The organism is Verrucomicrobia bacterium S94 (assembly GCA_004299845.1).
Classification (GTDB): domain Bacteria; phylum Verrucomicrobiota; class Kiritimatiellia; order Kiritimatiellales; family Pontiellaceae; genus Pontiella.
Genome location: CP036201.1, coordinates 1067582 through 1091196, shown reverse-complemented (window position 1 = coordinate 1091196; position 23615 = coordinate 1067582). Strand labels below are relative to the sequence as shown.

Genomic DNA, 23615 nt, shown 5'->3' with positions numbered 1-23615 from the left:
TCAGGGTACCTGATTTCCCGCGTTTCAAAAGCTGTACATTCAGCCAGTGGTCTAAAGAACTACCGGACAGCGCATAAGTGCATATTTATTGTTAAATTTTACGGTTTAAGAATCAGACGGTAGAAACCGGCATTGTTTGTTGAAAACGGAACTTCAATGAATATCGGATCAGTATCTGCATTTGTCGTATAGAGATCCTTCCAGCTTCCGGACATCAGGTTGGTCGAAAGCTGTATGGTATAGGTCAGTCCGGTTACGGCACTGACTTCAAATACATAAGCATCGCCCACCAATTCCGCTTCATGGAATACCGGCGGTTCATCGACTACGGAGACAGAAATCTCCTGATATCCGCTTCCCTGTGTACTGGTTCCCGCGAGGCGTAGCCGGTAACGCCCGGGAGCAGCAAAAAGTGCCGTATTTGTAAGTACATATGGATCCGGAAAATTCACCGGAGCGGGCCCGCTGACCAGCCGCCATTCCACCTCATCCGCATAACGGGCACTGCCCTGCAGAACAACCGGACGGTTGATGATTCCCGCCAGATCAGATCCCGCGCTTATCTCCGGAATAAAATTTCCAAGATAACTCACTTTAAGCGCCGGACGTTCATCTGCCGCCGAAGCATCGTCGGAACGGAACCGGCTAATATTGCCGTCCGGGCTGCTCTCTGCCTCCGGAGACGAAAGTATGAGTTTAAGCGGCTGCACATCATTCAGGGCGGACTGCGCGGAATCAACAAAACGGGATGAAGTGGGAAATGTTTTATAACCGGCTTCCGTGGCGTCATATCCCGGATGCGAAGATAGAAGTGCAGGATAGAAATCACCGCCGGCCGTGCTCCAGTTCTGAGAACCGGTACGCGAAAACCAGGTGGCCCCTGAACCGTCCCCATTTCCATCATTCCACCCACCTCCATCTCCGGTTCCTTCAATGAAAGACCTACTCAATTCACGAAGTTCCATATCACCCACCGCTCCAGCACCTCCGTAATTATACAGAGAAAGTTCCACAGCCTGAATAACCGCATTTGAACCCAGCACACTCAGATCAAATTCCAGCAGGCCGCGTAAAGCCCCTCCTCCCCAGCGACCGACAATCAGCTCATTATCCGCCCCGGAATTCAGATCCGGATAATCCTCACGAATGAACGTTGCAGCATGCTCATATCCGTCGGCACCATTTCGTAACGTCACGCTTAAAGGCGCATTCACAGCAATGGCAACAGTATCTGAATTAGTAATATTCCCGATAATTGCAGAGCACATGATTTCATAATAGCCGTCTGCAGCAAATCGCACCCCCGTATTGGTGGAGGAGGTGTCATCAAAAACAACCGAGCCCGGTCCCGACTGTTTTGACCAGATAACCGTCGGAACCGCTCCCGTATTGACCGCCGTCACTGCCGCCTGAAGCACGACGGTCGTATTCGTATCCGTCAGGGTTGCACCATCGGAAATCGGAGAAACAATCTCGACCGTGGCGTGCGGTCCGAGTTCAAAATAGCGGACATAATCGTATTGCGCTTCAACCGGGAGCTGCGACTCGTCAATAGTCGGCTGCCCGTCATATACCAGCCCCAGCGAAGTCAGCCAGATATTCATATCACCGTGGGGAAACGCAGTCGCATCGACTTCCTGCACCAAAACACCATCGAAGAAGTAGCGGACCGCATCCGGTGTATATTCACAGCCCAGAACATGAAACGAGGCACTCAAATTCGGAGTATCGATTTTCCTGGTTCCAAACATCATATGCGGTTCGGGTTTCCAGCGGTGCACATTTACGGAATAATCATATAGATTGACCGAATCATTTTCAAACACATCCAGTTCAATCACCGGCGATCCACCTCCCTTATACGGCATCATCCAGAACGAGGTGTGCCATCCCCCTGTCGGCGGACATCTGAAACGGGATTCATAATAACCGTAACGCATCTGTTTAGAGCTGATGAGCCCGCCGGCAGTGAACTCTTTGCTGCCCATAGACTCTTTTTTCAATATGCAGTGATAGAGTCCGTTGGAAACCGTATTATTCGCCGAGGTTTGGTAGCTTTTTACAAAGCTTCGGCTGTCATCCCCCTCCCGGTAATTCCATCTGGTTTCATCAACCGCCGTTCCGTCAAACTCATCCGACCAGGCCAGTCGGTAACCGTTCAAAGAGGTAGCGGAAGCCGGCTGTACATCCGGATCGCTCGCCGGATCAATATCCTGAGCCCAGGCCTGGCAAAGTATCAGTCCGAAGCAGACTGCCAAAGTATATCGAATAGGTTCTGCTTTCATAATTCACCAACCCTATTATAAATAAACAAGAAGGGCGCTCTGTTTTCAGAGCACCCTGTTCCCTGTGAAAGGGAATTGAGATGAAACAGTTACGGCTGTGTGATTTTCAGGCGAATAAACAGCCGGTCTTTAGCGCCTGCATCCAATTCATGAACCATGACATTAAAATCAGGATCGGCCGTAAGATTGGTTGAAACCGAACTCCAGCCCGCATTGGTCCAGGTTCCGGTAATCAGATCATCACACTGCTCAACCCGATAGCTGATTCCCGCATCCCCGGCAGTCAGCATCACGTTGGTATAGGCAACCGAATTTCCCTCTAACGTCATCGTCGGCAGCATAGCCGGCTCTATCGTCCCATTGGCGGGATGTCCGCCCAGAGCAAACTCATAAAGATTGTTCAGCCCATCGGAATCATAGTCATCATTCGGCCCCGAATTCGGTTCACCCAGCATTCCGAAAAATTCCTTGAATCCATCATAACCCGGCGGTGCCGGCTCAGGAATTGCATCAAACATCGCGTGCATGGAAGCTTCCGAAAGAGCTCGCTCATAGATCGCAATATTCTGATAAAATCCATTTTTGAACGGATAGTAGTTATTGCGGCCTGCAAACAGGATAGACCTGGCTGTATTTCCCGATGCCGTCATACCTGCACGGCCCGATTCAAGTTCAACATCACCCGCCCGGCCTTTGAACCAGGTCATTTGATTCGTGCTCAGCCCGAGATCCCAGGTCATACCGAAATAGTACCAGGTTTCGCTTTCCAGTGCTTCACCGCAATAGGTCTTCCGGCGTCCGGCATCATTTGTCCAGGCGCTGTCGAAATGAGTAACCCGGAGCTGTCCGTTTTCAATACCGACCTCAATGTGCTGTCCGTCGCCCCAGATACCCTGATTGAACAGCGAATCGAAACCGGTCAGCTCATCTGCTGACCCCGTTTTAAACATGAACGTAATCGTTCCGGTATCGCCGGTGCAAAACAGTCCCGATGAGGATGCCACATTGGCATACTTAAGCCCCCCATTGGTTACGACCGTATAATCAAGACCGAAGGCAGCATCCTCATTGCCCCACACATCAGCCGTCGTATTTGTCATTTTTCCGCCCCAGGTCAGGACATAGGAACTGTCTGCCGATCCCAGATTGGGCTGATTGGCGGTTTTATACCATAACGCCGGGCCGGAACCTCCATCTGCCGGGTTGGCAATCACTTCAGAATAATCCGTCAAGCGTTGCGCAGAATCGGAAAGGGTTGTAGCGAACTGATCCTGAATCGCCTGCTCTGACAGCATACGTTCATAAATAGCAAAACTCTGTACAGCTCCGTCATCCAAAGAACCTCCGGAAGGCCGCCCCCCGACAAATACAGCCTTGGAGTCCATACCCGCCGAAATAATGGTCCGTGTTCCCTTATTCAGGCTTACCCCCAGTTCACCCGCATACCAGGAAAGCGTATCGCTTTCAAGAGTCAGGTCCCAGGCATACGCTACATAATACCAGGTTCCGCCTTTCAATCCACTGATCATGTCCCAGGTCGGCCGGGCACCGCCGGTTTCCGTCGTACTGCCTTCCAGTATACCATCATAGATTCGGATTTCAAACGGCGCTCCGTCCCCCCACAGTCCCTGGTTGAACACGCTGTAAACCGTAGCCGGTGCCATATTGCTCGGTGTACGGAAAAGCATACATACCGTCCCGGTATCGCCCGATGCAAAAAGCCCCGATGCATTCGCAATATTAGCTCCTCCGGAAGCACCGGCTTCCAGACCGAACGCCGAATCTGCATTCCCCCAGAAATCAGTTGAAAGTCGGGTCATCGGCTGGCCCCAGGTCAAGGTATACTGCGCCCCGGCCGTACCGTCATTCGGAGTGCTGGCCGTTTTATACCAGATGACCGGTCCGCTGCCGCCGTCCGACGGAGTGCCGACTTTATCGAGGTAGTTCAGTAGATCGCCCGCCTGAACGGATGCAGCGGCACAGCCTGCTGCTATAGTGAATAATAGTTTCTTCATTTCTCTTTCTCCTGTAATTTTCCGTTCAGATCATAAACGTGCGGCGTATGCAAAGTACCGCTCCGCCGGACAGAGCAATCAGTCCGAGCGTTGCAGGTTCCGGAACAGCAGCGGTTCCGACATACATCATATCTGTTGTATCTGTTCTGGGGGTGCCGGCGATGCTGACATAGGCAATCTCGGAAGCCGTTCCGCCGAAATCGGCAATGTCAACCGTGACCCCGAAAATACCCCGGTCATTTAAAGCCGTATATCCCCCCAGATTCACCCGTCCGAAATGTTCACCGCCCACATCCGGAACACTGACCGTGCTTCCGACCTGCGAACCGCTGCTATCAAAAGCTGTAATGGATGCTGGTTGATCGTACCATGAACTCGTTGATCCATTGTCCGTTCGGGTACCGGTCCAAATAAATGCCAGCAAGTGCCGCGATGAGACCGTCTCCCCCAGCCAGAACTGCGTATTGTCGCTGGGATTACCCACCCCTGTATCCAGACGGTTATCGGTCAGTGCCTCTGCCGCTGTTCCGGGATTGTCTGTTGCAATACTGCCGTGGAGAATGTTTCCGCCGATACTGCCCGCCACACTGCTGATGCCGGTAAAACCGGAATAGGTGCCCCCTGCATCTGTAATGGTTGCCGATGCCCCCATCGTTTTATTGCTGCTGTTGACACCGTTGCTCCACCATCCCTCAGCGGGATTCACCGCGGTAATAACCGAAACATCCGCACAAACCCCCAGAGCCAGTGCAACCGCACCGCACGCAAAATACATCCTCTTACTCATCCAGAATCTCCTTTTTGTTATTACAGTTCACATTTGATACCCACGTATACCATTCACAATGAGAACGTAAGTGCTCAAAAAGGATTCCCTATTTGGGGGATGGAGCGTCTGAATTATTCATTTAAATGAAGAATGCCTTTTTCATAGGCCATCACTACCGCGTGCGTACGGTCACTGGCCCCGAGTTTGGACCGCAGGTTTGCAAGGTGCGCTTTTACCGTTTCATCTGAAATCCCCAGTGCAGCAGCCATTTCCTTATTGGAATGCCCCGCAGCCAGCAACTTGAGCACCTCGACCTCACGAGGACTCAGGTCCGACATCTTACGCCGTTCTTTCAGTTTCTGAGCAATAATTTCCGGATAAAATTCTTTTCCGGCCGCCACGGTTTTAACCGCGTCAATCAGTTCATCCACATCACCGGCAGTCTTGGTCAGATAACCGCAGACCCCTGCCTGAACGGCCTTCCAGATATCCTCTTCCGAATCAAACACCGAAAGGAGAATGATTTTTGTTTCCGGCACATCCTTTAAAATTTCTGTCGTGGCCTCGATCCCGTTTCCTCCGGGCATTTTATAATCCATCGTAACCACATCCGGTCGATACTCCCGAACAAAAGCCAGGGCCTCTTCCCCGCTTGCCGCCTCGCCGATCACTTTGAATCCCTCCTCAGAACTGAGGCTGCCCCGCAGTCCGAAACGCATCATGGGATTATCATCAACAATCAGAATTCGAATACATTGGTCCATATCATCCGCCCCTTTCTAAACCGACGCCACTTCCGCTGTCACCACGGTACCTTCGCCTTTTCTGCTTTCAATACTTAACGAACCTTTTATGTTCTGCATTCGTTCCTGCATACCCTGCAGCCCGAAACGCCCGGCTTGCGACTGCTCCTTTAAATCAAACCCGCATCCGTTATCGATAACCACTGCCTTCAGGCCCGCCGAAAAATCAAGTTTCACATGAATCCGATCCGCCGAAGCATGCCGCGCGGCATTGGAAACCGCCTCTTTGATGACCAGAAGAACATTCCGCTCCACCGCCGGTACAAAACGGCGGGGCTGCCCATCAATCCTGATGTTCACTTTAATCCCCCGTTCTTTTTCCAGGGTCCGGAAGCTGACCCGGACCGCTTCTGCCAGATCCATTTTTTCAAGCAGACCGCCGCGCAGGTCGAGAATCGAGGTTCTCGATTCCTCCGAACAGTGTGAGAGCATATGCTCGACAGCTTCCAGCGCCTCTGCATTCTGATCCGTTTCCGTCTTCCACTTCCCGGAAAAAGCATGCACACCCTCAAGATTGCCCGCCGCCGCCAAATCGGCCAGATGCCGGAAATTCTTTTCAGCACTCTTCCGGAAAATACGCCGCACCCCTCCCAGATGAAAAATCGCCCCGGCCAGGCCCTGCTCCAGATTATCGTGCAGTTCCCGGGCAATCCGCTGCCGCTCTTCATGGATCGATTCGCGCTCCACTTTTTCGGCAATAATACGGGTCTGACGTTCCACGGTTTTCCGCAGGATCACAATCCAGACCATGGAAATCAGCGTAATGCTCAGTACCCCGCCGAGCAGCATGAGCAGGCGGGCTTTTGTCCACCAGGGGGGCGGACTGAGTACTTCAATATCCGCCGTTCCGCGCAACTGCATCCAGAAACCGGATATCACCAGATTCAGGTATTCCGCATCATCCCGCTGCATATTACAGATACCGGAAAGACGCAGCAACGCGCCCGGATCAATCCGGCCTGTCGGCTGTATCCCTGCCGGCAGGCGTGCTTCAAAAAATTCACCGGCCGAGCGGCAGCGCATAGTATACTGCGGAACTGTACCGCCTTTGGCATAGTCTTTCTTGATTTCGATCAGTTCCGCATCCACCTGAACCAGATCATAATTCATCAGAGGATCAAGCGGTTCCGACAGATCCAGCAGTACAGGAAGCGGCTTGTCCGCTTTACCGGTCACCTCAACCTTACCGGCCCGGAATGCCGGACTGACCGGCTGGAGCCAGATGAAACCGGTCAATGAAACTTCAACCCCGGGCTCCACATCAACCGGATCATTCAGAGCCACTTTAAGACAGGCCCGTCTGCCCCGCAGTACCATCTCCTGATCCCGGGAATACAGCACAGTGCCATGAGTCCGGAACGGACGGTTAAATGACACTTTATAGCGCAGGAGTTCATGAATTTCGGCAGTATCAACCGTATTCAGCAGCCACTCCTCCCCTGAGAGCAGAAAATCATCCGCTGAATGAGCATAAAAAATACGGCCGACCATCTGCCGGTTTTCATTCGCCACGGTTCCGCAGACAGCACTCAACTTCACAAAGCTGAACATCAGCTCCCTGATCCGTTGCTCATTGGATTCAGAATACGGCAGATCAACCACATACTCTTCGCTGTCGACATCAATCAATTCGAGTAAAATGGCCGTTTGATCAGCCGAAATCTTCATGGACAGAAGGCGGCCCCGGATCCAACCCCATTTGCAGTCACTGCCTGTACTCACAAAATCTGTATTATAAATCTGCATCGGCTCCGGCCGCGGCCGGTTGCCCCGAACCTGTACAGACGTAGCCTGAATGTCCGGCATAAACGCACCCGCTGTTGTTTTTCCGCAAACCAGCACCACATCGCCCGCGTTCAGCGATTCAACAATCGAGGGAGATTCCGATATCCCTCCGACAAAAATACCAAACTCGCCGTCATTGATAAAAAAATGGTTTTTATACGGATTCACCCGAACCACCTGCGCCTCAACCGCGACCGGGTAGCCCAGTTCCGCCTGCTCCGCAGTTAACCGGCGTATCTCCAGAATGGAGGTAATCGGAACCTGCCCCACGTATATCCGGACCATAGCACAAACCCCAGACACCATACGCTGAACCGTTTTTTACGCATATCCGGAATGTACCCGCTGTCGCTGTTGATTCCAAGCTCCGGAAATTTTATTCCGTGCCAGCCGGATATTCCACCAACCAGATATTACGGAACTGCAGCAGATTTGAGTGGTCCTGCAGCATCACTTCAACTTCACGCCTTGAACATGGGATTTCCATTTTATGGTGCAGAATTTTCCCATTCAGCCGCACCGTCATAATGGCCGGCCGGCCGCCCTCATCCGGAAGCAGCAGCTCCACATCATAAGCCTGCCAGGCCAGCGGCGGACCGGCTGCATTGACTTTCGCCGGTACTGTTTTGTAGATTGCACCTGCCTCGTTCCAATAGCCCGGAGTGGTATAGCTGTTCAGAATTTGCACTTCGCCAATACCCAGAAAAAACAGACCGCTGTTTCCCCGGTTCTGTCCGGATCGGCCCTCTTCCACCGGGTAACGGAATTCCATATGAAACCGCATACTCGAAAAAGCTTCCCGTGTTCGTATATTGCCACCGATTCCCTTTTCCCTGTTCTCTTTATTTGATGCTGCAGCTATCTGCATCGCATTTCCGACAATATCCCAGGTAACCGGTTTATCCGGTTCATGTCGCCAGGCGTCAAACGAACTGCCGTCGAACAGCACAACTGCCCCCTTCGGCGGCTCCTGTCCGACAGATGCGGGAAGAAAGGGCTGTTTGCTCAGGGTAAAACGGAGCTTTTCACCGTAAATTTCCCCGACACCTTCAACTCGGTCACCGCTGAATACCACATGAAACCCGTCCTGATTCACCACCACCTTTTCATGGCTCCCGGGAACTGTGACATCCAGATAAGGCTCCGCGCGGTTATACAGTTCAGGCAGCAGCAGCACACGGTAATACCCCTCCCAGGCAGGTACAAGCTGGGCGTAGATCTGAGGTCGAACCCGTTCATGCCCTTTGGTGGCCCCATACCATTGCCCGGCCCAGTCCCCCATCAGCGGATAATCATCCGCATTTTCATATTCAAAGCCATGCGAGGAAACAGATAGAATGAACAGTATAAAAAATACCCAGCGTCGTTTATATCTCATAGCCATATACCTATTCCGTCTTAAAGTGTGTAATACTGTTCCCACCCTTTACGGGGTATATCTTTCAGCAGTGCATTGGCCCGATCGTTATTGGAAAAACATTTTTTCATTCGATCAAATGTCAGTATCTGCCCTTCTGTTCCCATGCGCTGGGCAATAGAACCCAGTACCAGAAACTGCGAAAGCGGTCCGCCGATTTCAAAAGGCGATCTCGTCTTTTCCTCACCCTTACAGGCCAGCAGGAAGTTGGTATAGTGATCCGAATGACGCCCGAAATCCTTCGGCAATGTTCCGGCCTGCAGCAGTTCCCGCATTTTCCCATAGGGGATCACCTGTAATGGGGTACCGTGATGTCCCCCAAAAAATGTTAACGAATCTGAAAAAATGAATTTACCGGGATGTTTCGTATAATCATTTTCCCGACCGGCAAATGCTGCGGGTTCCGGCGGATAATCCTCTTCGCTTCGTCCGTCATAATAATCGACTCGCAACGCCGGCATACCGTTCCGCTCCGGGAATGTAAACCGGAGGGTTGAAGCTCTTGAAAAGGTGAAATCATTCCGGCCGACGAGTTTTTTAATCTCGATTTTTTCCGGCAGACCCAGCTCCAGAAAATGATGCATGGAATCGAAAATATGCGCCCCCCAGTCACCGAACGCTCCCGTTCCGTACTGCTGCCAGCCGCGCCAGGACCAACGGGCATACTCTTTACTGAACGGCCGCTCCGGTGTTGTTCCCAGCCAGACATCCCAGTTAATGTGACCGGGCATCTTTTCTCCTGCCGGCCAACTGCTGATCCGGCGGCCGTACCAGGGGAAGCTGATGTTGATAAAGGCATCCACATGGCGCACATTTTTAATAATCCCTGCCTCTTTCCATGCTTTAAATTGAAAATAATTCGGTCCCGAAAATCCGGAATTCCCCATCTGCGTTACCACGCCGTACCGTTTTGCAGCCGCCGTCATCAGCTCGATTTCCTCAAACGTGCGTGCCAGCGGCTTTTCGGTGTAGACGTGTTTACCCAGTGCCATCGCCGCCATGGTAATGGGAAAATGGCTATGGTCCGGCACCATCACCATCACCGCATCAAATTCACGCGACTTTTCATCAAACAGTTTCCGCCAGTCGCTGTAGACACAGGCTTTAGGAAAACGGCTCTTTGCCTCTGCCACATAGTCCGTTTCCAGATCAACGTCGCAGAGTGCCGCCACATGGATCAGGCCGGATTTTTCAAACAGCGACAAAAGGGTGTTTCCTCTGGCACCGATACCGATAAATGCAATACTAATTTTTTCATTTGCACCAAGTACCGATCCGGGAATCAGCAACGCGGACGATGCAATGCCGCCCGTGATTAAGGATCCTCTCCGTGTTACAGCCATGGTTCCTCCTGTGAATTTAAATATACTCCGTTCTGCATCCTGCCTGTACCTCACAGGCCTGAACGACACAGAATCGGAAAACATTAAGTCAGGAGAAGCTTCCGCTGTGCATCGAAAAACCATTCCCCATATGGGGGAAGTCCGACGAAGAACGAAACCCTCAAAGAATATTTTACAGTCTCCGAACATTCCAAAGACGGGAAAATGCTGAAATCAGAGATTAAAGCGCTCCGGTCGCCGAACGGGGCCTTCGGGAATGAGCGCTTTCGGAATATCGCTCATCTTATCGTCCGCCCCGGCGGCAGAATTGCTCAGATTATAACAGTTAACGGTCGACCAGTCCATTTCCACGCGCCCGTCTCCCAGTACAATACGGCCGAGTTTCTGCCGGAACCATTCCGCCAGTTCAATATATTCAACGGTATAGGCCACATTCCGGCGCTCCATCGGGTCGTGCCGCAGATCATACAGCGCCATTTCGGCATTCAGCGGCTCCGTGGTCAATGCCCAGGTAATATCATCATTCAGGTACGGGGTTTCGGCCACCGTGCGCCGCTTACGCGTACGCATGGAGAAGGCAAAATCCTTCGTGCGCAGATAAGCCCGATGACCACAGAGACCAGATTCATTTCTCCCAGAATATAATCCCGGCGGAATGAGGAATCGTTGACGACACGCGCAAGATTGAACCCGTCAAGATAATCAAATGCATCCTGCTCAATATCAATTCCGGCTTCGTCCATAATCGTCGGCGCAAAATCAACATATTCCACCAGTTTATCTACCACTTTGCCGGCGGGATATTTTTCCTTATCGGAAGAGACCACAATCACTGCTCCGTTAAGTGATGCCCTCCAGGAACCGAATTTGGCCATAATGCCCTGCTCGCCCAGATGTCATCCATGATCGCCTATCGTGAAAACAATAAGATAATCTTCATTCCGTTCCGCACAGTAGGCCTTGAAGGCATCGACGGCCTCCCCGACCAGTGCATCTCCGAATGCCGTGAAGGCGTAGTAATCCCGGATGGCCTGCAGCTTATCCTCCGGATCCATCAGATCGGTTTTCGATTCATTATAAATCTGCATCTGCTGAGGGGTGAATGAAGCGATGTCATCCGTATCGAATTCCGGTATTTTATAGGATCGGTTTTTAAATTGATCCCGGAATTTTTTCGGAGGAAGAACCGGGGAATGCGGCAGGTGAAAACCAAGGTTGATGAACAACGGTTTTTCCGGATCCGCACCCCGGACATTCTTTCCCGCCAGTGTGGTGTAGGTGGTGCCGGCATGAGAGAGGTAGTTTTTATATTCCTCCACGATGCGGGCATCGACGGTTTTATCCGCCGGCTGCGGATTGACGCCGCCCAGAATCAGCCCGGTATTGATACGGGTATAGGCCCGCAGAATATCAAACTCTTTTTCCACGGCTTCTTTCGTCTGCTGCTCCTCCGGACTCAGCGCACGATCCGCCCGGGAAATGGGATAGGTCTTTCTGCGACCGTCCGGATAAAACACCGTTTCGGTGGCATCACGGCGATACAACACTGCGTCAATCAGCCCATACGCCCCGGTGGAAAAAAGACCGCCGAATCCCTGTCGATGAAGATCGCGGTTGAACTCCATTTTATAATCAAAAATATCACCTTCGCCACCGAGCTTTTCACTGATGCTGTAATGGTCCTTGCCGAACATTGCCGTACCGTAGCCCGCCGCTTTCAGCTGCTGGGAAATCGCCGGACGCGTGAAATCGGCTTCCTGATGGGTCGCCTCCCAGGCATATTTTCCATTGCGGAACGGATAGCGCCCCGTATGCATGGAGGTACGCGACGGGCCGCACGCCGGCGAATTATTGAATGCCTGCGTGAAAAGCACCCCTTCTCCTGCCAGCTGATCGATATTCGGCGAAGACACATAACCGAGCGGACTTTCACTTTGGCCGATTGTTGCCCGGTTATAGGCCTGGATTGAATCCGGGCGATGATCATCGGTAATGATCCAGAGAATATTCGGCTGTTTGTACGCCGCGGAACAGATACCGCTAAGCATCAGAATTAAACCCATTTCAATTTTCATACGTCCTCCATACCTTTTCACCTATTTCCTTAGTACTCCACCGTCACCGAATTCACCTGTACTCCGCTCAGTCCACTGCCGTTATTCCCCGGATTGATGGACTGAAAGAACCCGTAGGCTCCGCTTCCGCTGAGTGCGCTGTAAAGCGCCTGATCGACGCCATTGACTGTTCCGAGTCCCGTATCGGTACCATCGGTCAGATTCTGCAGCCGAACTGTATAGAATGTACCATCGGCATTGAGCCCCATGGTCAGCTCATAATCAAACTGAAGCACATCTCCGGCATTTAAAACCCCGTTTTCTATTTTGCTGCCGATCTGGCTGTAATTATTGAGCAGACGATAAGAATCTGTAGCTGAAATCTGAATATTTGCATCCGCAGCGGAAGCTTCAGCGGTGCCGACCGAGGCACCTGTATTGTCCGGCTTCAGTCCTCCAAGAAATGCGTAAACCCAGTTCGACGGTGTTGAATAGAAACCGCCGAACTGCAGATTGATACTCAGGCGGTATTGCCTCCCCGGCGTCAGCACCACCGGTTCGTTCAGCAGGGCCGCTTCGGAATTCCCTTCCGTCAGAATATGTCCGCTCCCCTCCGCATCCCCGACCATCCAGCCGGTTTCGGTATTCCAGCGCGGATGAAGATTAAGCAGTCCGTTGGTATAGTCCGGGGCTGTAAATGCAATAACCGGCACCGGCGGCGCCTCGGTTTCAACCAGCATGTAAAACTCCTGAGGCTGGGTAATGGAATTGGTAACGGAACCGACTCCCAGCCCGCCAATCGGAAGGTCAGTCCGGTTGGTGGTCCATACCGCATCATGCAGATTGGTTTTGGACAGCAGTGCAAACCAGCTCTTAGCGGGAGCATTGGTAACCTTCAGCACCACCTCTGAACCGGAGACCATAAGGTCTGCAGGCAGCCCGAGATCGGAGCCATCGGACGCTGCGCCGGAAATCAGGCCCAGTTCGTCTGTGCCGTCGATCGCGGCAATATATTCGCCGCTCTGCCTGTTTTTGATGCGGTACTGTCTGTACGGACTGAATACCGCCCGCGGCTGCTCCAGCACAACGCGATGCTGAATTTTCGGGTAATCGATCTGAATCGAGGTGTCCCCGTAAAGCGACTGATAGACCAGATAACCATCCTTTGCAGCTGTCAGTCCGGTATTGTTGGTGAAAATAATATCCGCGCACGGCAGATCATAAGGCAGGTAAGCCGCTTCGGATGAGGTGTGCAGATAAGTGAAATCAATGGTCGCAAAGTTGGTATCACTGGCCCACGCACCTGAAAAATCATTGTTTCTGAAAATCACACCTTCCGGAGAATAACAGGAGATGATCCAGCCGTATTCTCCGAACCAGGTGTTGTCTTCAATCCGGATACTGTGATTCGGCTGGAGTTCACGATCAATGTAAATACTGCGCGCCGGACTGACATGTTCAAAGGTATTATCGACAATCACAAAGTTATAGCCGAATTCCTCGATGTGCAGCATATCCACATCCATCCGGTATCCTTTGAAATGGCAGTTGGTCACGGTGACATTGGAGCATTTCGATCCCAGACCGAAACCGGTGCCATCCAGCAGACAGCCCTCCAGCCACAGGTTGCTCTGATCCCAGACCACGGGATATTCCGAGTTTCCCGCATCCATCGAAATGACCCGGACGTTGAAATAGACGGCATCGAAATCCGGTTAAAAAAACAGTTGTACATAATCACCTGCGGCGCATAGTCCACCCGGTTCTGCCGGTTGATCACATAGCCGTTTTTCCGGAATTCCAGAAACGAGGTGTTCCGGAATTCAATGCCCGCTCCGTCGCCGCCATAAACCAGAACCTCCCCGCCGCGATAGATCACATTTTACACCACGATATTCGTGTAGAACTGATGCGGATCCTCATCCTCGGGAACCGTCCGTTTGAAACGATTGAACGCATACGTGGTTGATGCATCCTCACGCAGTTCCAGATGCTGCAGTGTGAAGTTGCTGCTGTAGACGTTGAAATGTTTGAGATGATCAAAAACCGTGGTCACATTGGTGGCACCGACCGAACTGCCGTCGAAGGAGTCCGGCACAATACCGCGCAATGTGACCGCTTTATCAACCGACGGCCCCTGTCCCTGAAAATCATAATAGGCACTGTTGAACTGGATGATATCCCCCGGGCTGGCTGAATCGACCGCCGCACTTAAATGCTGTGCCAGCGTCCAGCCCGATGCGCTGCCGTAGACGGCATCAAAATCAATGATCGCAGCCCTTGCTGAAATCACGGCGAAAACCGGAAGAATCCATCTGATCATGTTCATTACAGCCATTCCCCTTTACCAGCACTTCCTCTGCAGGTTAAACGGCTCCAATGTATTCTGAATTCTCCGGATTTCCTATCGTTCAAAAGAGCAACGTCCTCCGGAATCCGGCGCGTAGAGCGTTCCGGCCAGCCGGGCTCAGGGAATACGAACCGCCGCTCTGTAGAAGGCTCCGGATTCCACCTGACTGACTTCGACGGTGCAGCTGTTCCGGGGATACGGGATATTCTCAACAACCGATGTATACACGCCCGACGTTATATCTTCACTTTTCAGAATATCGTACGAGCGTCCCGGAGCTGCATGCCAGGAAATCACCAGACCGTCTGAAGTCCGTTCCCGTTCCGCATTTACCCGGAAAACCGAAGCCGCATCATCAGGCGCGGTTCCGCAGATATATTCTTTCAGGTTCGACACGCCGTCGCCGTCATAATCAAACTCCATTTCGGCCTCGGAACCGAGGAAGCCGTAGTCGTTGATCCAGCCGGGATAACTGTCAATCTGCAGCGAAGAGTAAAACACACGCACCGCATCCACATACACCCCGGTAATGCCGTCACCAAGCCCGCCCGTTTCGAAGTAGACATAGGCATTACCGGCTTTAATCGCTTCGTACAGCGCCGCCCCGATTCCGTCTGTTTCGCTGATAGCCCCCGACAACGTCGACTGGGTATCATTTTCGAGTTCAACCGAAAATACCGTGCCGGACGCATCCTCCCCCAACGTCAGCGAATAATGAGCCGTAAAGGTATCTCCTGGATTGGAATTAAACGGATCGGTAAACGGTCCGTCCCAGCCGTCGCCATAAATACGATAAGCATCGGCGGTACTCTGATGCAACTGAATGGTAAACATCGCTTCGGTCAGAGAAGTACCCGCCGCATCATACCCCGCATTGCTGCCGGAGGCATCGGAAGTGATGCCGATGCGCGCAAGGTATTTCCAGCCCGTAGGCACATGGGTTCCGGAAACGGTATAGGTGACACTGAATTCCAGCGTATCGCCTTCATGACTCAGTCTGATGCCCCGTCCCAGCGTCATATTGGCATTCGCGGCGGAACAGCCGGCCGTACCGGAAACAGTCGTATCCACCGTCCAGCCTGCTCCGGCATTGACCCACCCCTGCTGACCGTTCAGACCGCCGTTAACGAATCCCTCCGGTTCAGTGAAATCAATCATCTTTGAAACCGTTTCATAAACAGGCGTCATATGCGGACTGAAAACCTCCAGCGAAAAGTTATCCATCTGAACAGACGATATCCGCGAAAACGAAGCCACATTAGTGGTGAATCCGTTACCGCCGTCCCCTCCGGTGCTGTACCCGCCGTAAAGAGTGGTTCCGTTGGCAATTCCCAGATCTACGGCCGGACCGGCATAGAGCACCGCACCGCCGGAATCCAGAATCCGGGCAGAGGCAATATAGTTTTCCTCCCCACGTTCCAGCGTCCACTCCATCCGGAACCAATCACTCTGCCCGCCGGTTTCCGTATCCACTCCCAGTGTTGTATGAGAAATGACATCCGGACCCGTTGCATTGAACGTCCCGATTCCGGAACCGCGATTACAGATACTGAAAAAACGGTTCGGACCGGTCCACCAGTTGTCGGCACCCGTAAACATCAGCGCGAATACCGACCGGTTCAGTCCTTCGGCCGCTTCGCCTCCAGCCATGTGGGTATACCGGAAATCAGAACCCATCACCGCCTTCTGTCCATCCACCGTCAGGACAAAAGGATGTTTCGCCGCCACATGATAGTTTTCCGCCGCCACCGTTGTATCAAGCGTCAGTAATCCGCCGTTTCCCTCACATAGGCTCTGCTGATCAGTGCCCGATGACCATTTCGGATTCCAGTGATCACCATTGATATTCCCGCTGTACGCACTGAAATCATCTTCCTGAATCATCAGGCTGCCCACACAATCAACAGTAACATCGTCTGAGCGGATGTTCCCGTCATTATCCTCAATCGTCAGCGTGAAAACATAAGTGCCCAGTGTAATGCCGCTGATCTCCGTCGTCAGTTGCGAGGGCGTCGAAATCACGGCTGTATTCGGTCCCGACTTCTGGGTCCATTCCGTGGATACAATCGTTCCGTCGTCGTCCGAGGCCGATCCTGCGAGCTGCGTGCCCGTTGCAGGCATCAGCACTTTCCGGTCATTCCCGGCGGAAACCAGCGGCACACCGGTTCCGGGAATAATCGGGGTGGCCGGCTCTGAATCACTTTTGAATCCGGAAACGCCCTCTTTGAAGAAATGAATTTTATCGATTCGGAATCCCCCCGAGCGCCCGCAGATAAAGAAATAATGATCCCCGGCATCCAGATTATAGAGCGGTGCCGAAAAATGGCCGTCGGTATTCGCAACAGTTCCATAATTATCATGCGTCGTATGCCACGTAAAACCGGCCCCGGCATCAAACTCCGCTTGCGAAATGGAATGATAGGTCTTTCGGGTGATACCATAGGGATTCACCGGATTCAGCCCCATGACCGTCCAGCAGTCATTCCATTGGTCACGGGCCGGCGCACCGAAGTGGGAGGAACGGAGCGCCATCCGATAATTGCCAGGATTGGAGATCCGCAGTTTATAGACGAGCACCCCTTCATGCTGATGGCTGATTTTATTGATCCAGGAAGGCACCCAGCGGATATATCCCGAGCCGCTGTACCCCGCTTCCGTCGTATCCAAAATCCAATCATCCGTCAGCGGAACACTCTCGGCTTCAATCACAATTTTTCCATCGACTTCCTCAAAGATACTGTCGGTGGAGGGCGGCACAACCTCCGGCGTCACGCCGGCCGGAGCAGTGGGAGCAGTCGAACTGCCGCCGTTGGCCGGAATCAGCCCGGTGCCGAACCAGGCCTGCATTTCCGGAATCGTTACTTTTTCATCAGTTCCGTTAATTCCAATCAGCCAGGCAAGCATACCTGCATCGGAAACATCCGGCTTCCCGGCCACGATACGATCATACACCCAGTTCAGATTCGGATCCGCATGGGTATCCAGCCAACTGAAATCCGAATCCGCGGTACCCTTCAGGCCGTTTCCGTTACTGCCGTTCTGATCGGCAATCCTCAGATAGCCGATATTCGGAACCAATGCCTGAATATCATTCCAGTTCCGCTGCCACAGGCGCGGTTTAAAATATTCATTGTAATCGTGGTGCGAAACAATCGTTACATGCTGTCGCGCCGTGCTGTCCGCATTTTTCAGAGCACGGTAAATCAGCTCCATCGGTCCGGCCGCAATCAGATAGAGCGGATCGGCGGCCGAAGATTTATTGATTTCCTCCGTAAGATGGTCAACCGCACCGTCCGGATCAATTGAAGCATCAAAAAACCGGCCGGCATCAAATCCCCATCGCACCTGTGCCCCCATCGCACTGTCCCACATGGCATTATCTGCCGGTTCAATTTTCTTATATTCCAGAAAATTATTGAAATCATAATGCACCAGATTGTCCTGCAGCCCCGCTTTGGCCAGCATCGCCAATGCAAACGGCGTTGCACCGATATCGTCGGCATCAGCATCCGGATTACCGTCTGCACTGATAGCAATCCGGTTGGCGGAAGTCCATGGCGATTCTGCCGCCTCCACCTTAACCAGATGAACCGAGCTGAAAACAGTCAGTACCATCAACCACACGGTTTTATGTTTACCGAGTTTATATTTCATTTTTCCCCTTTTCGGTTTCTGTACTTTTTTCTTCCTCATATTTCCCTCCTCTTTCACTCTTCACCGCTTGGCCCGTTACGGACCTTGAGAATCAGGCGGGGTGGCGTACTGCTTTTGACCGGAGCAAACCAGCAGTCGTTACCGCCTTCATCCAGACTCAGTTCAAAATTATTGATTCCGTTTTTCAGCTGTTTCGGATCAATCACCATCTCAAGTTGAAGATCCCGATCCACCTGCCCCTGAAAATAGGCCACCTGCGTTTTCATGCCGAAGGTCTCCGGTTCGCCAGGCCGGGCCGACGGACTGAGCCGATGCAGCCGGAACAGCCCTTCACCCCAGCGATCCTGCTGACTGCGGGCTACCGTGAGCTGCAGCCGCGCTTCAATAATCCGCTCACTCACATCTCCGAGATCAAAGGCCAGAAAAGCCGAATAGTTACGATCATCATCCACGATCAGATAATAGTCTGATACCGGATCATTCAGCGTTTTATTCAGAACCGGAACGAGCTCGATCTGTACAAACGACATCTCACCGGCTTTCTCCATATCGAATGAATTAACCAGATGTCCCGCGGAAACATCGACCGATGTTTTATGCAGGAACGATTTGAGTCGGACACATCCCTCATGAACCGCCAACCGGGTGTACCCCAAAGCACTGATTTCAAAAGTCGTTCCCAGAACAACCGCTTCGGCATCATCTGTAAGGACGCGCATCGGGGCGGAAGGATCCTGCTTATCCACGTCTGCTTTTAAATGTCCGTGGTTCAGCCGAATCGTCTTTCCCCGCTGTCCGTCTGAAACCGAAAGCAGGCTATTACCCGCCACAGCAACCGCTGTTTTCTCATTCAGATATTGAAAAATCAGACGCGCCCCGGGCGGAACGACAATACGATCACCGCTGTTCAACCGGCTCCTCGCCGTCAGCTCCCGCACTTCACCCTGATTCACCAGCGTGATCATATCATTTTCCATCACATAAAAATCGACAACCTTTGCCAGCGGATGCAATTGCACCGTTTCGGCGGCCGACACCAGATTCACCCGCACCTGATGGGCAATGAAAATGCTCACAACCGCCAGCAGAACCGCCGCCATCGCGGCAACACGGCGAACTTTCTTTCTGAAATTGAGCCGTTTCATCTCCGGTTTCAGCATCGAGTGCTGCAGGTGAAGCGAGTGCTGAAGCAGCCATTCGTCCCGCGCCACCTCCATAAAGCTATCCCGCAGTTCTGCAGACTCGTTTAACCTATCGAACAACTGATCCATTTCGTGTTCGGAAAGGTCTCGCTCAAAATATTCGAACGCCATCTGTTCCGCTTCTGATAAATGTTTGCTCACACGATCTCCAATTCAGCGGTTCTGCGCTCGATGCATTTTCTGAGCTCACGTTTTACCCGCTTCAGGGTAGAATAAATACTTTGAACAGAACGCCCCAGCTCCTCCGCCACAGAAGAACAGTCCTTACGGCCGACGTACCGCAGCTCTAAAACCTTTTTCTGTTTTGACGGAAGACGCTTCAGGCATTTCATCAGGGCTTCCTGACGCGGCGACAGTTCATCCTGTCCGAATGCTCCGGAATGATGAACCAGACAGTTTTCCAATACTTCAAACTGGACATTACGGACCTGTTTTCCGTGATGGTAAAACCAGTGTTTGATTTTATTCCGTGCAATCCCCATCAGCCACGGCATCAGATCACGGTTCATATCAAACACCGCCGCCTTCTGGGCAACAACGATCGCAATGGACTGAAGAATGTCCTCCGTTGCATGATAATCCTTCGTTGCCGAAAAGACATAACCGCGAAACCGGTCCTGTTCCGCATAATACGCTTTCAGCAGATATTCAATCTTCTCTTGTTCAGTCATCATTCTGTTCCGCTTTTGCCGCCTTCACTTTCATTCATTTCAGGCCGGATTCGATATTAGGCAGAAAAAATCAGTGAATACAAAAAAGCCCCGCGCCTGTATGAAAACAGCGCGGGGCGTCAACTCAATTTGATTATACGAAACAGAACTACTCGTTATACGCACGGATTTCATAAATACGTGCCGAGGGATCCCCGTTAGTTGCCGTGATCAGAATGCGTATTTTCGCTGTTTCCAATGTCGGGAAGCGGTGAATCCGACGACGCTGATAGTTATTCGTCACATCCGCCACCGTTTCCCATTTTCCGTTTTGCTGCACCTGAACCTGATAATCACGTACACATTCCGGCGGCATGCGCTCTTCCGGTTTCTGCTCCCAGCTGATATAACGCTTGGCCTTCAGGTTTGTATCGAAGGTCAGATAAACCGAGTTCACCTTCTGTTTCCCCCGAAATCAAGCTCCACCCACTGCGGCATATCCTGCTTCGGATCGGAAATCCACATGTTGTTCGGTACTTTGCCGATCCACATTTCCCAGTTTTCATCGACCGGACGGGCCAGGCCGTTAATCACATTCTGCACGCCGTCTTCCAGCGATTTCCGGCTGGAAGCTTTCACATTGGCCATCAGCGCCAGATCATTCGGATCTTCATTACGCAGATGCGGAATCGTTACATCATTCTTCAACAATTGCTGCTGCAATTCTGCCATATGATTTTGAACAATGCCCCGCGGGGTGGTCTCATAGTTCAGACACATGGCCGCCGCCGAACCAACCGCCTGTCCCATCATACCGGTTGTACCCTGAACCCGGGCGGAACCCAGTGCAACGTGCGTGACCGAGACATGGCGTCCTGCCATAAACAGATTCGGCACATCTTTGGAATAGAGCATCCGCAGCGGGAAACTCGCCGGAGAAATCGTGTTCTCATAGTCGTATGGACTTTCCGGAGAAAAGATTCCCAGCGGATGATGCACATCCAGCTTCCAGACAAAATAACCCACACGGTCGGGAAACACGTTGCGGTTGAGAATATCGTGCTCGGTCACAATCACATCCCCTACCAGACGGCGCGTTTCACGCTTGGCGTTGGTAACAGGAATATACCGCAACCGGTAGTTTTTTGCTTCTTCGGCCAGCGGCGAATAATTCTTGATCCAGTGGTAATAGGAAAGACTCACCAGAATCAGATCATCACGCGCCCATTCCGGATCCCACAGATCATCGTTACGGCCATGATTTTCCGTCCACCAGTTTCCGGCACGGATTCCGTTTTCATACCGCGGTCGATGCTTTACATACCCTTCTTCATTCATACGCAGATCATAAAACCACGGCAACCCTTCAAAGGTATAAGGCTTGCCGGTATCGATCGCCTGATAACCGAGAATGGAATTCTGCATCAACGAACCACTCATGGTAACACTGTCTGCAATATCCTTGGCATTCATTTCGCCGAACTGCTCTTTCGATTCACGACCCAGCATCCAGTCCGCTCCGGCATAATAACCCAACCAGCCATCCCCAGTGCAGTCGGCAAAGATATCGCCCGTGTAGCGGGTATGATGACCGTCAATCATATCAAACGCTTTTACCGCCGTGATTTTATTATCTTTATCCACCTCGGCTTCAAAAACATGCGTATTAAGGAATAACGTGATATTCGGCTCATCAGCAATCACCTGCTCGGCCGCCGTCGCCCATTTGCTCAGGAAATTATAGGCATGAATACGGCCGATCTCTTCATTCAATCCCGTTTCACGCCCTTTTCCGAGACTCGAACCGCCCGAAACCGGCACACCCATTTCGGAACTGTTATTCCCGCCGACCATCGGACGGTCCTGAATCAGCGCCACTTTTGCTCCGCCGCGCGCAGCCGCAATGGCCGCATTGCATCCGGCCACTCCGCCGCCGACCACAATAAAGTCAAAATGACCCCGCTCTTCCACCGGCATCGTACCGACAAATTTATTCCGCATCGGCAGATAATCCTTCTGCTCCTGCTTCGGATAAAATTCCAGATCCTTCGTCAGCAGCAGTGCATCACACCGACCATACCAGCCGGTCAGGTCTTCCAGCTCAATGGCTGTTTTACCTTTTTCCAGCTCAAATGTACCGCCATCCTGCCAGACCCAGGCCCGCTGCTCGCGGGTGCCGAAAGTGGTTTCTGATTTTTTCCCGCCGATGGATACCGCGAACTGACCCGGTGCATGACGATGACCGATCCAGTTTTTATTTCGTACCCACAGGCGATACGTTCCTGATTCCGGAATATTCACCGTGGTCGTTGCATTTTCAACCGGTGTACCGATACCGGCCGCCATCAGGTAGGGCGAACCCATCTGCGGTACAAACTGGGTATCCATCCACCAGCCGCCGTAATCCTCAAAATCCTCGGCATCAATCCACAGCGTTCCGGGAACCAGTGTTTCACCGCTGCGTTTGCGGGTCTTTTCATAAAAATCCGTGAACCGGTTATCCCGACGGGCCATTTCCAGCCGCCCCTTATAACTCGACTCAGCAATATCACGCGAGCTCAGCGCAACCCCATCCAACCGGACTTCATCAAGCGTTCCATTAAAAAAGAACTGCTTATTCTCGGCGCCGATAAAACAGTCGGATGCACTGCCGGAAATCATGCCCGAAGCCTGAAACACAGCATCAAGCCCTCCGTTCACATAGAGACAGACCTCTTTGCCATCATACGTCGCAGCCACATGCTGCCATTTGCCGTTCGGCCACTCTTTATGTTTCGACTCAAAGGTTTTCTTTTCACCGTTCAGCCAAAGTACCAGTGCCAGCGATTTACTCGGCGCAAGCTTGAACACATAAGACCCGTTTTTTCGGACAATCGTCGGATGCTGGTCATATTTCGGCGCCCACGGTTTAATCCAGGCCTGTACAGAAAAGGCACTGTCCGGCAGCAGACTGGCATCGTGATCAATCTGCACCCCGGCCTGATACCCCAGCTGCGCGGCAGAATTCACTGCACCCATCACCCATTTGACGTCTTCAATTTTTCCGGAATTACCGTTTCCGGAAGCATCCGCCACCACATGACCAGCCCCATCATCAAACTTCCAGTAAGCCATTGGCTTTTCGTTTTTCGCTGATACCATAACAGACCACCCTGCGGCGGCACATAGAACAAGAATCAGTTTTTTCATCATTCACTCCAGTTGTTTATCAGGAAACACTCCCGCTCTGTCAAACTACGATTAAACGACACAACACCGTTTTTCCCGCCAAGAAAGATCTCCACCTTT

11 protein-coding genes and 3 pseudogenes are annotated in these 23615 nt (G+C 52.1%); all 14 read right to left on the bottom strand.

Annotated features, from left to right (window positions below; all coding sequences use genetic code 11):
• Positions 1-98 precede the first annotated feature (98 nt).
• Entirely contained in the window at positions 99-2285 is a 2187-nt protein-coding gene (locus EGM51_04665) for a glycoside hydrolase family 16 protein (protein QBG46722.1), read from the bottom strand.
• Positions 2286-2374: 89 nt separating this feature from the next.
• Positions 2375-4300 (bottom strand): hypothetical protein, encoded by a 1926-nt coding sequence (locus EGM51_04660; protein QBG46721.1) that lies wholly within the window; start codon positions 4298-4300, stop codon positions 2375-2377.
• 25 nt (positions 4301-4325) lie between these two features.
• A complete protein-coding gene (locus tag EGM51_04655; protein ID QBG46720.1) occupies positions 4326-5087 on the bottom strand; it encodes a PEP-CTERM sorting domain-containing protein in 762 nt (253 codons plus the stop codon).
• A 113-nt stretch (positions 5088-5200) separates the two neighbouring features.
• Entirely contained in the window at positions 5201-5833 is a 633-nt protein-coding gene (locus EGM51_04650; protein ID QBG46719.1) for a response regulator transcription factor, read from the bottom strand.
• Between the two features lie 15 nt (positions 5834-5848).
• Positions 5849-7963, bottom strand: coding sequence for a sensor histidine kinase (locus tag EGM51_04645; GenBank protein QBG46718.1), 2115 nt, complete (start codon positions 7961-7963; stop codon positions 5849-5851).
• 70 nt (positions 7964-8033) lie between these two features.
• Positions 8034-9041 (bottom strand): DUF1080 domain-containing protein, encoded by a 1008-nt coding sequence (locus tag EGM51_04640; protein ID QBG46717.1) that lies wholly within the window; start codon positions 9039-9041, stop codon positions 8034-8036.
• A 14-nt stretch (positions 9042-9055) separates the two neighbouring features.
• Complete coding sequence (locus tag EGM51_04635; protein ID QBG46716.1) at positions 9056-10417, bottom strand: Gfo/Idh/MocA family oxidoreductase; 1362 nt, start codon at positions 10415-10417, stop codon at positions 9056-9058.
• 213 nt (positions 10418-10630) lie between these two features.
• Positions 10631-12492: pseudogene (locus EGM51_04630) on the bottom strand (sulfatase).
• A gap of 29 nt (positions 12493-12521) precedes the next feature.
• A complete protein-coding gene (locus EGM51_04625; GenBank protein QBG46715.1) occupies positions 12522-14144 on the bottom strand; it encodes a hypothetical protein in 1623 nt (540 codons plus the stop codon).
• A 209-nt stretch (positions 14145-14353) separates the two neighbouring features.
• On the bottom strand, positions 14354-14800 hold the full coding sequence (locus EGM51_04620; GenBank protein QBG46714.1) for a hypothetical protein: 447 nt from the start codon (positions 14798-14800) through the stop codon (positions 14354-14356).
• Between the two features lie 2193 nt (positions 14801-16993).
• Positions 16994-18436 (bottom strand): annotated as a pseudogene (locus EGM51_04615) (hypothetical protein).
• A 92-nt stretch (positions 18437-18528) separates the two neighbouring features.
• Complete coding sequence (locus tag EGM51_04610) at positions 18529-19818, bottom strand: hypothetical protein (protein QBG46713.1); 1290 nt, start codon at positions 19816-19818, stop codon at positions 18529-18531.
• Positions 19815-20351 carry a sigma-70 family RNA polymerase sigma factor gene (locus EGM51_04605; GenBank protein ID QBG46712.1) on the bottom strand — a complete coding sequence of 179 codons (537 nt, stop codon included), beginning with the start codon at positions 20349-20351 and terminating at the stop codon, positions 19815-19817. Before EGM51_04605 ends, EGM51_04610 begins: the two co-directional genes overlap by 4 nt.
• A 145-nt stretch (positions 20352-20496) precedes the next feature.
• Positions 20497-23516: pseudogene (locus EGM51_04600) on the bottom strand (FAD-dependent oxidoreductase).
• Between the last annotated feature and the right edge of the window lie 99 nt (positions 23517-23615).

Bases quoted from the DNA above. Each gene is read 5' to 3' on its own strand.
- EGM51_04625 (QBG46715.1), bottom strand. From the start codon at position 14,144: ATGGATGCGGGAAACTCGGAATATCCCGTGGTCTGGGATCAGAGCAAC.
- EGM51_04620 (QBG46714.1), bottom strand. From the start codon at position 14,800: ATGAACATGATCAGATGGATTCTTCCGGTTTTCGCCGTGATTTCAGCA.
- EGM51_04640 (QBG46717.1), bottom strand. From the start codon at position 9,041: ATGGCTATGAGATATAAACGACGCTGGGTATTTTTTATACTGTTCATT.
- EGM51_04655 (QBG46720.1), bottom strand. From the start codon at position 5,087: ATGAGTAAGAGGATGTATTTTGCGTGCGGTGCGGTTGCACTGGCTCTG.
- EGM51_04650 (QBG46719.1), bottom strand. From the start codon at position 5,833: ATGGACCAATGTATTCGAATTCTGATTGTTGATGATAATCCCATGATG.
- EGM51_04605 (QBG46712.1), bottom strand. From the start codon at position 20,351: ATGATGACTGAACAAGAGAAGATTGAATATCTGCTGAAAGCGTATTAT.
- EGM51_04635 (QBG46716.1), bottom strand. From the start codon at position 10,417: ATGGCTGTAACACGGAGAGGATCCTTAATCACGGGCGGCATTGCATCG.
- EGM51_04660 (QBG46721.1), bottom strand. From the start codon at position 4,300: ATGAAGAAACTATTATTCACTATAGCAGCAGGCTGTGCCGCTGCATCC.
- EGM51_04645 (QBG46718.1), bottom strand. From the start codon at position 7,963: ATGGTGTCTGGGGTTTGTGCTATGGTCCGGATATACGTGGGGCAGGTT.
- EGM51_04665 (QBG46722.1), bottom strand. From the start codon at position 2,285: ATGAAAGCAGAACCTATTCGATATACTTTGGCAGTCTGCTTCGGACTG.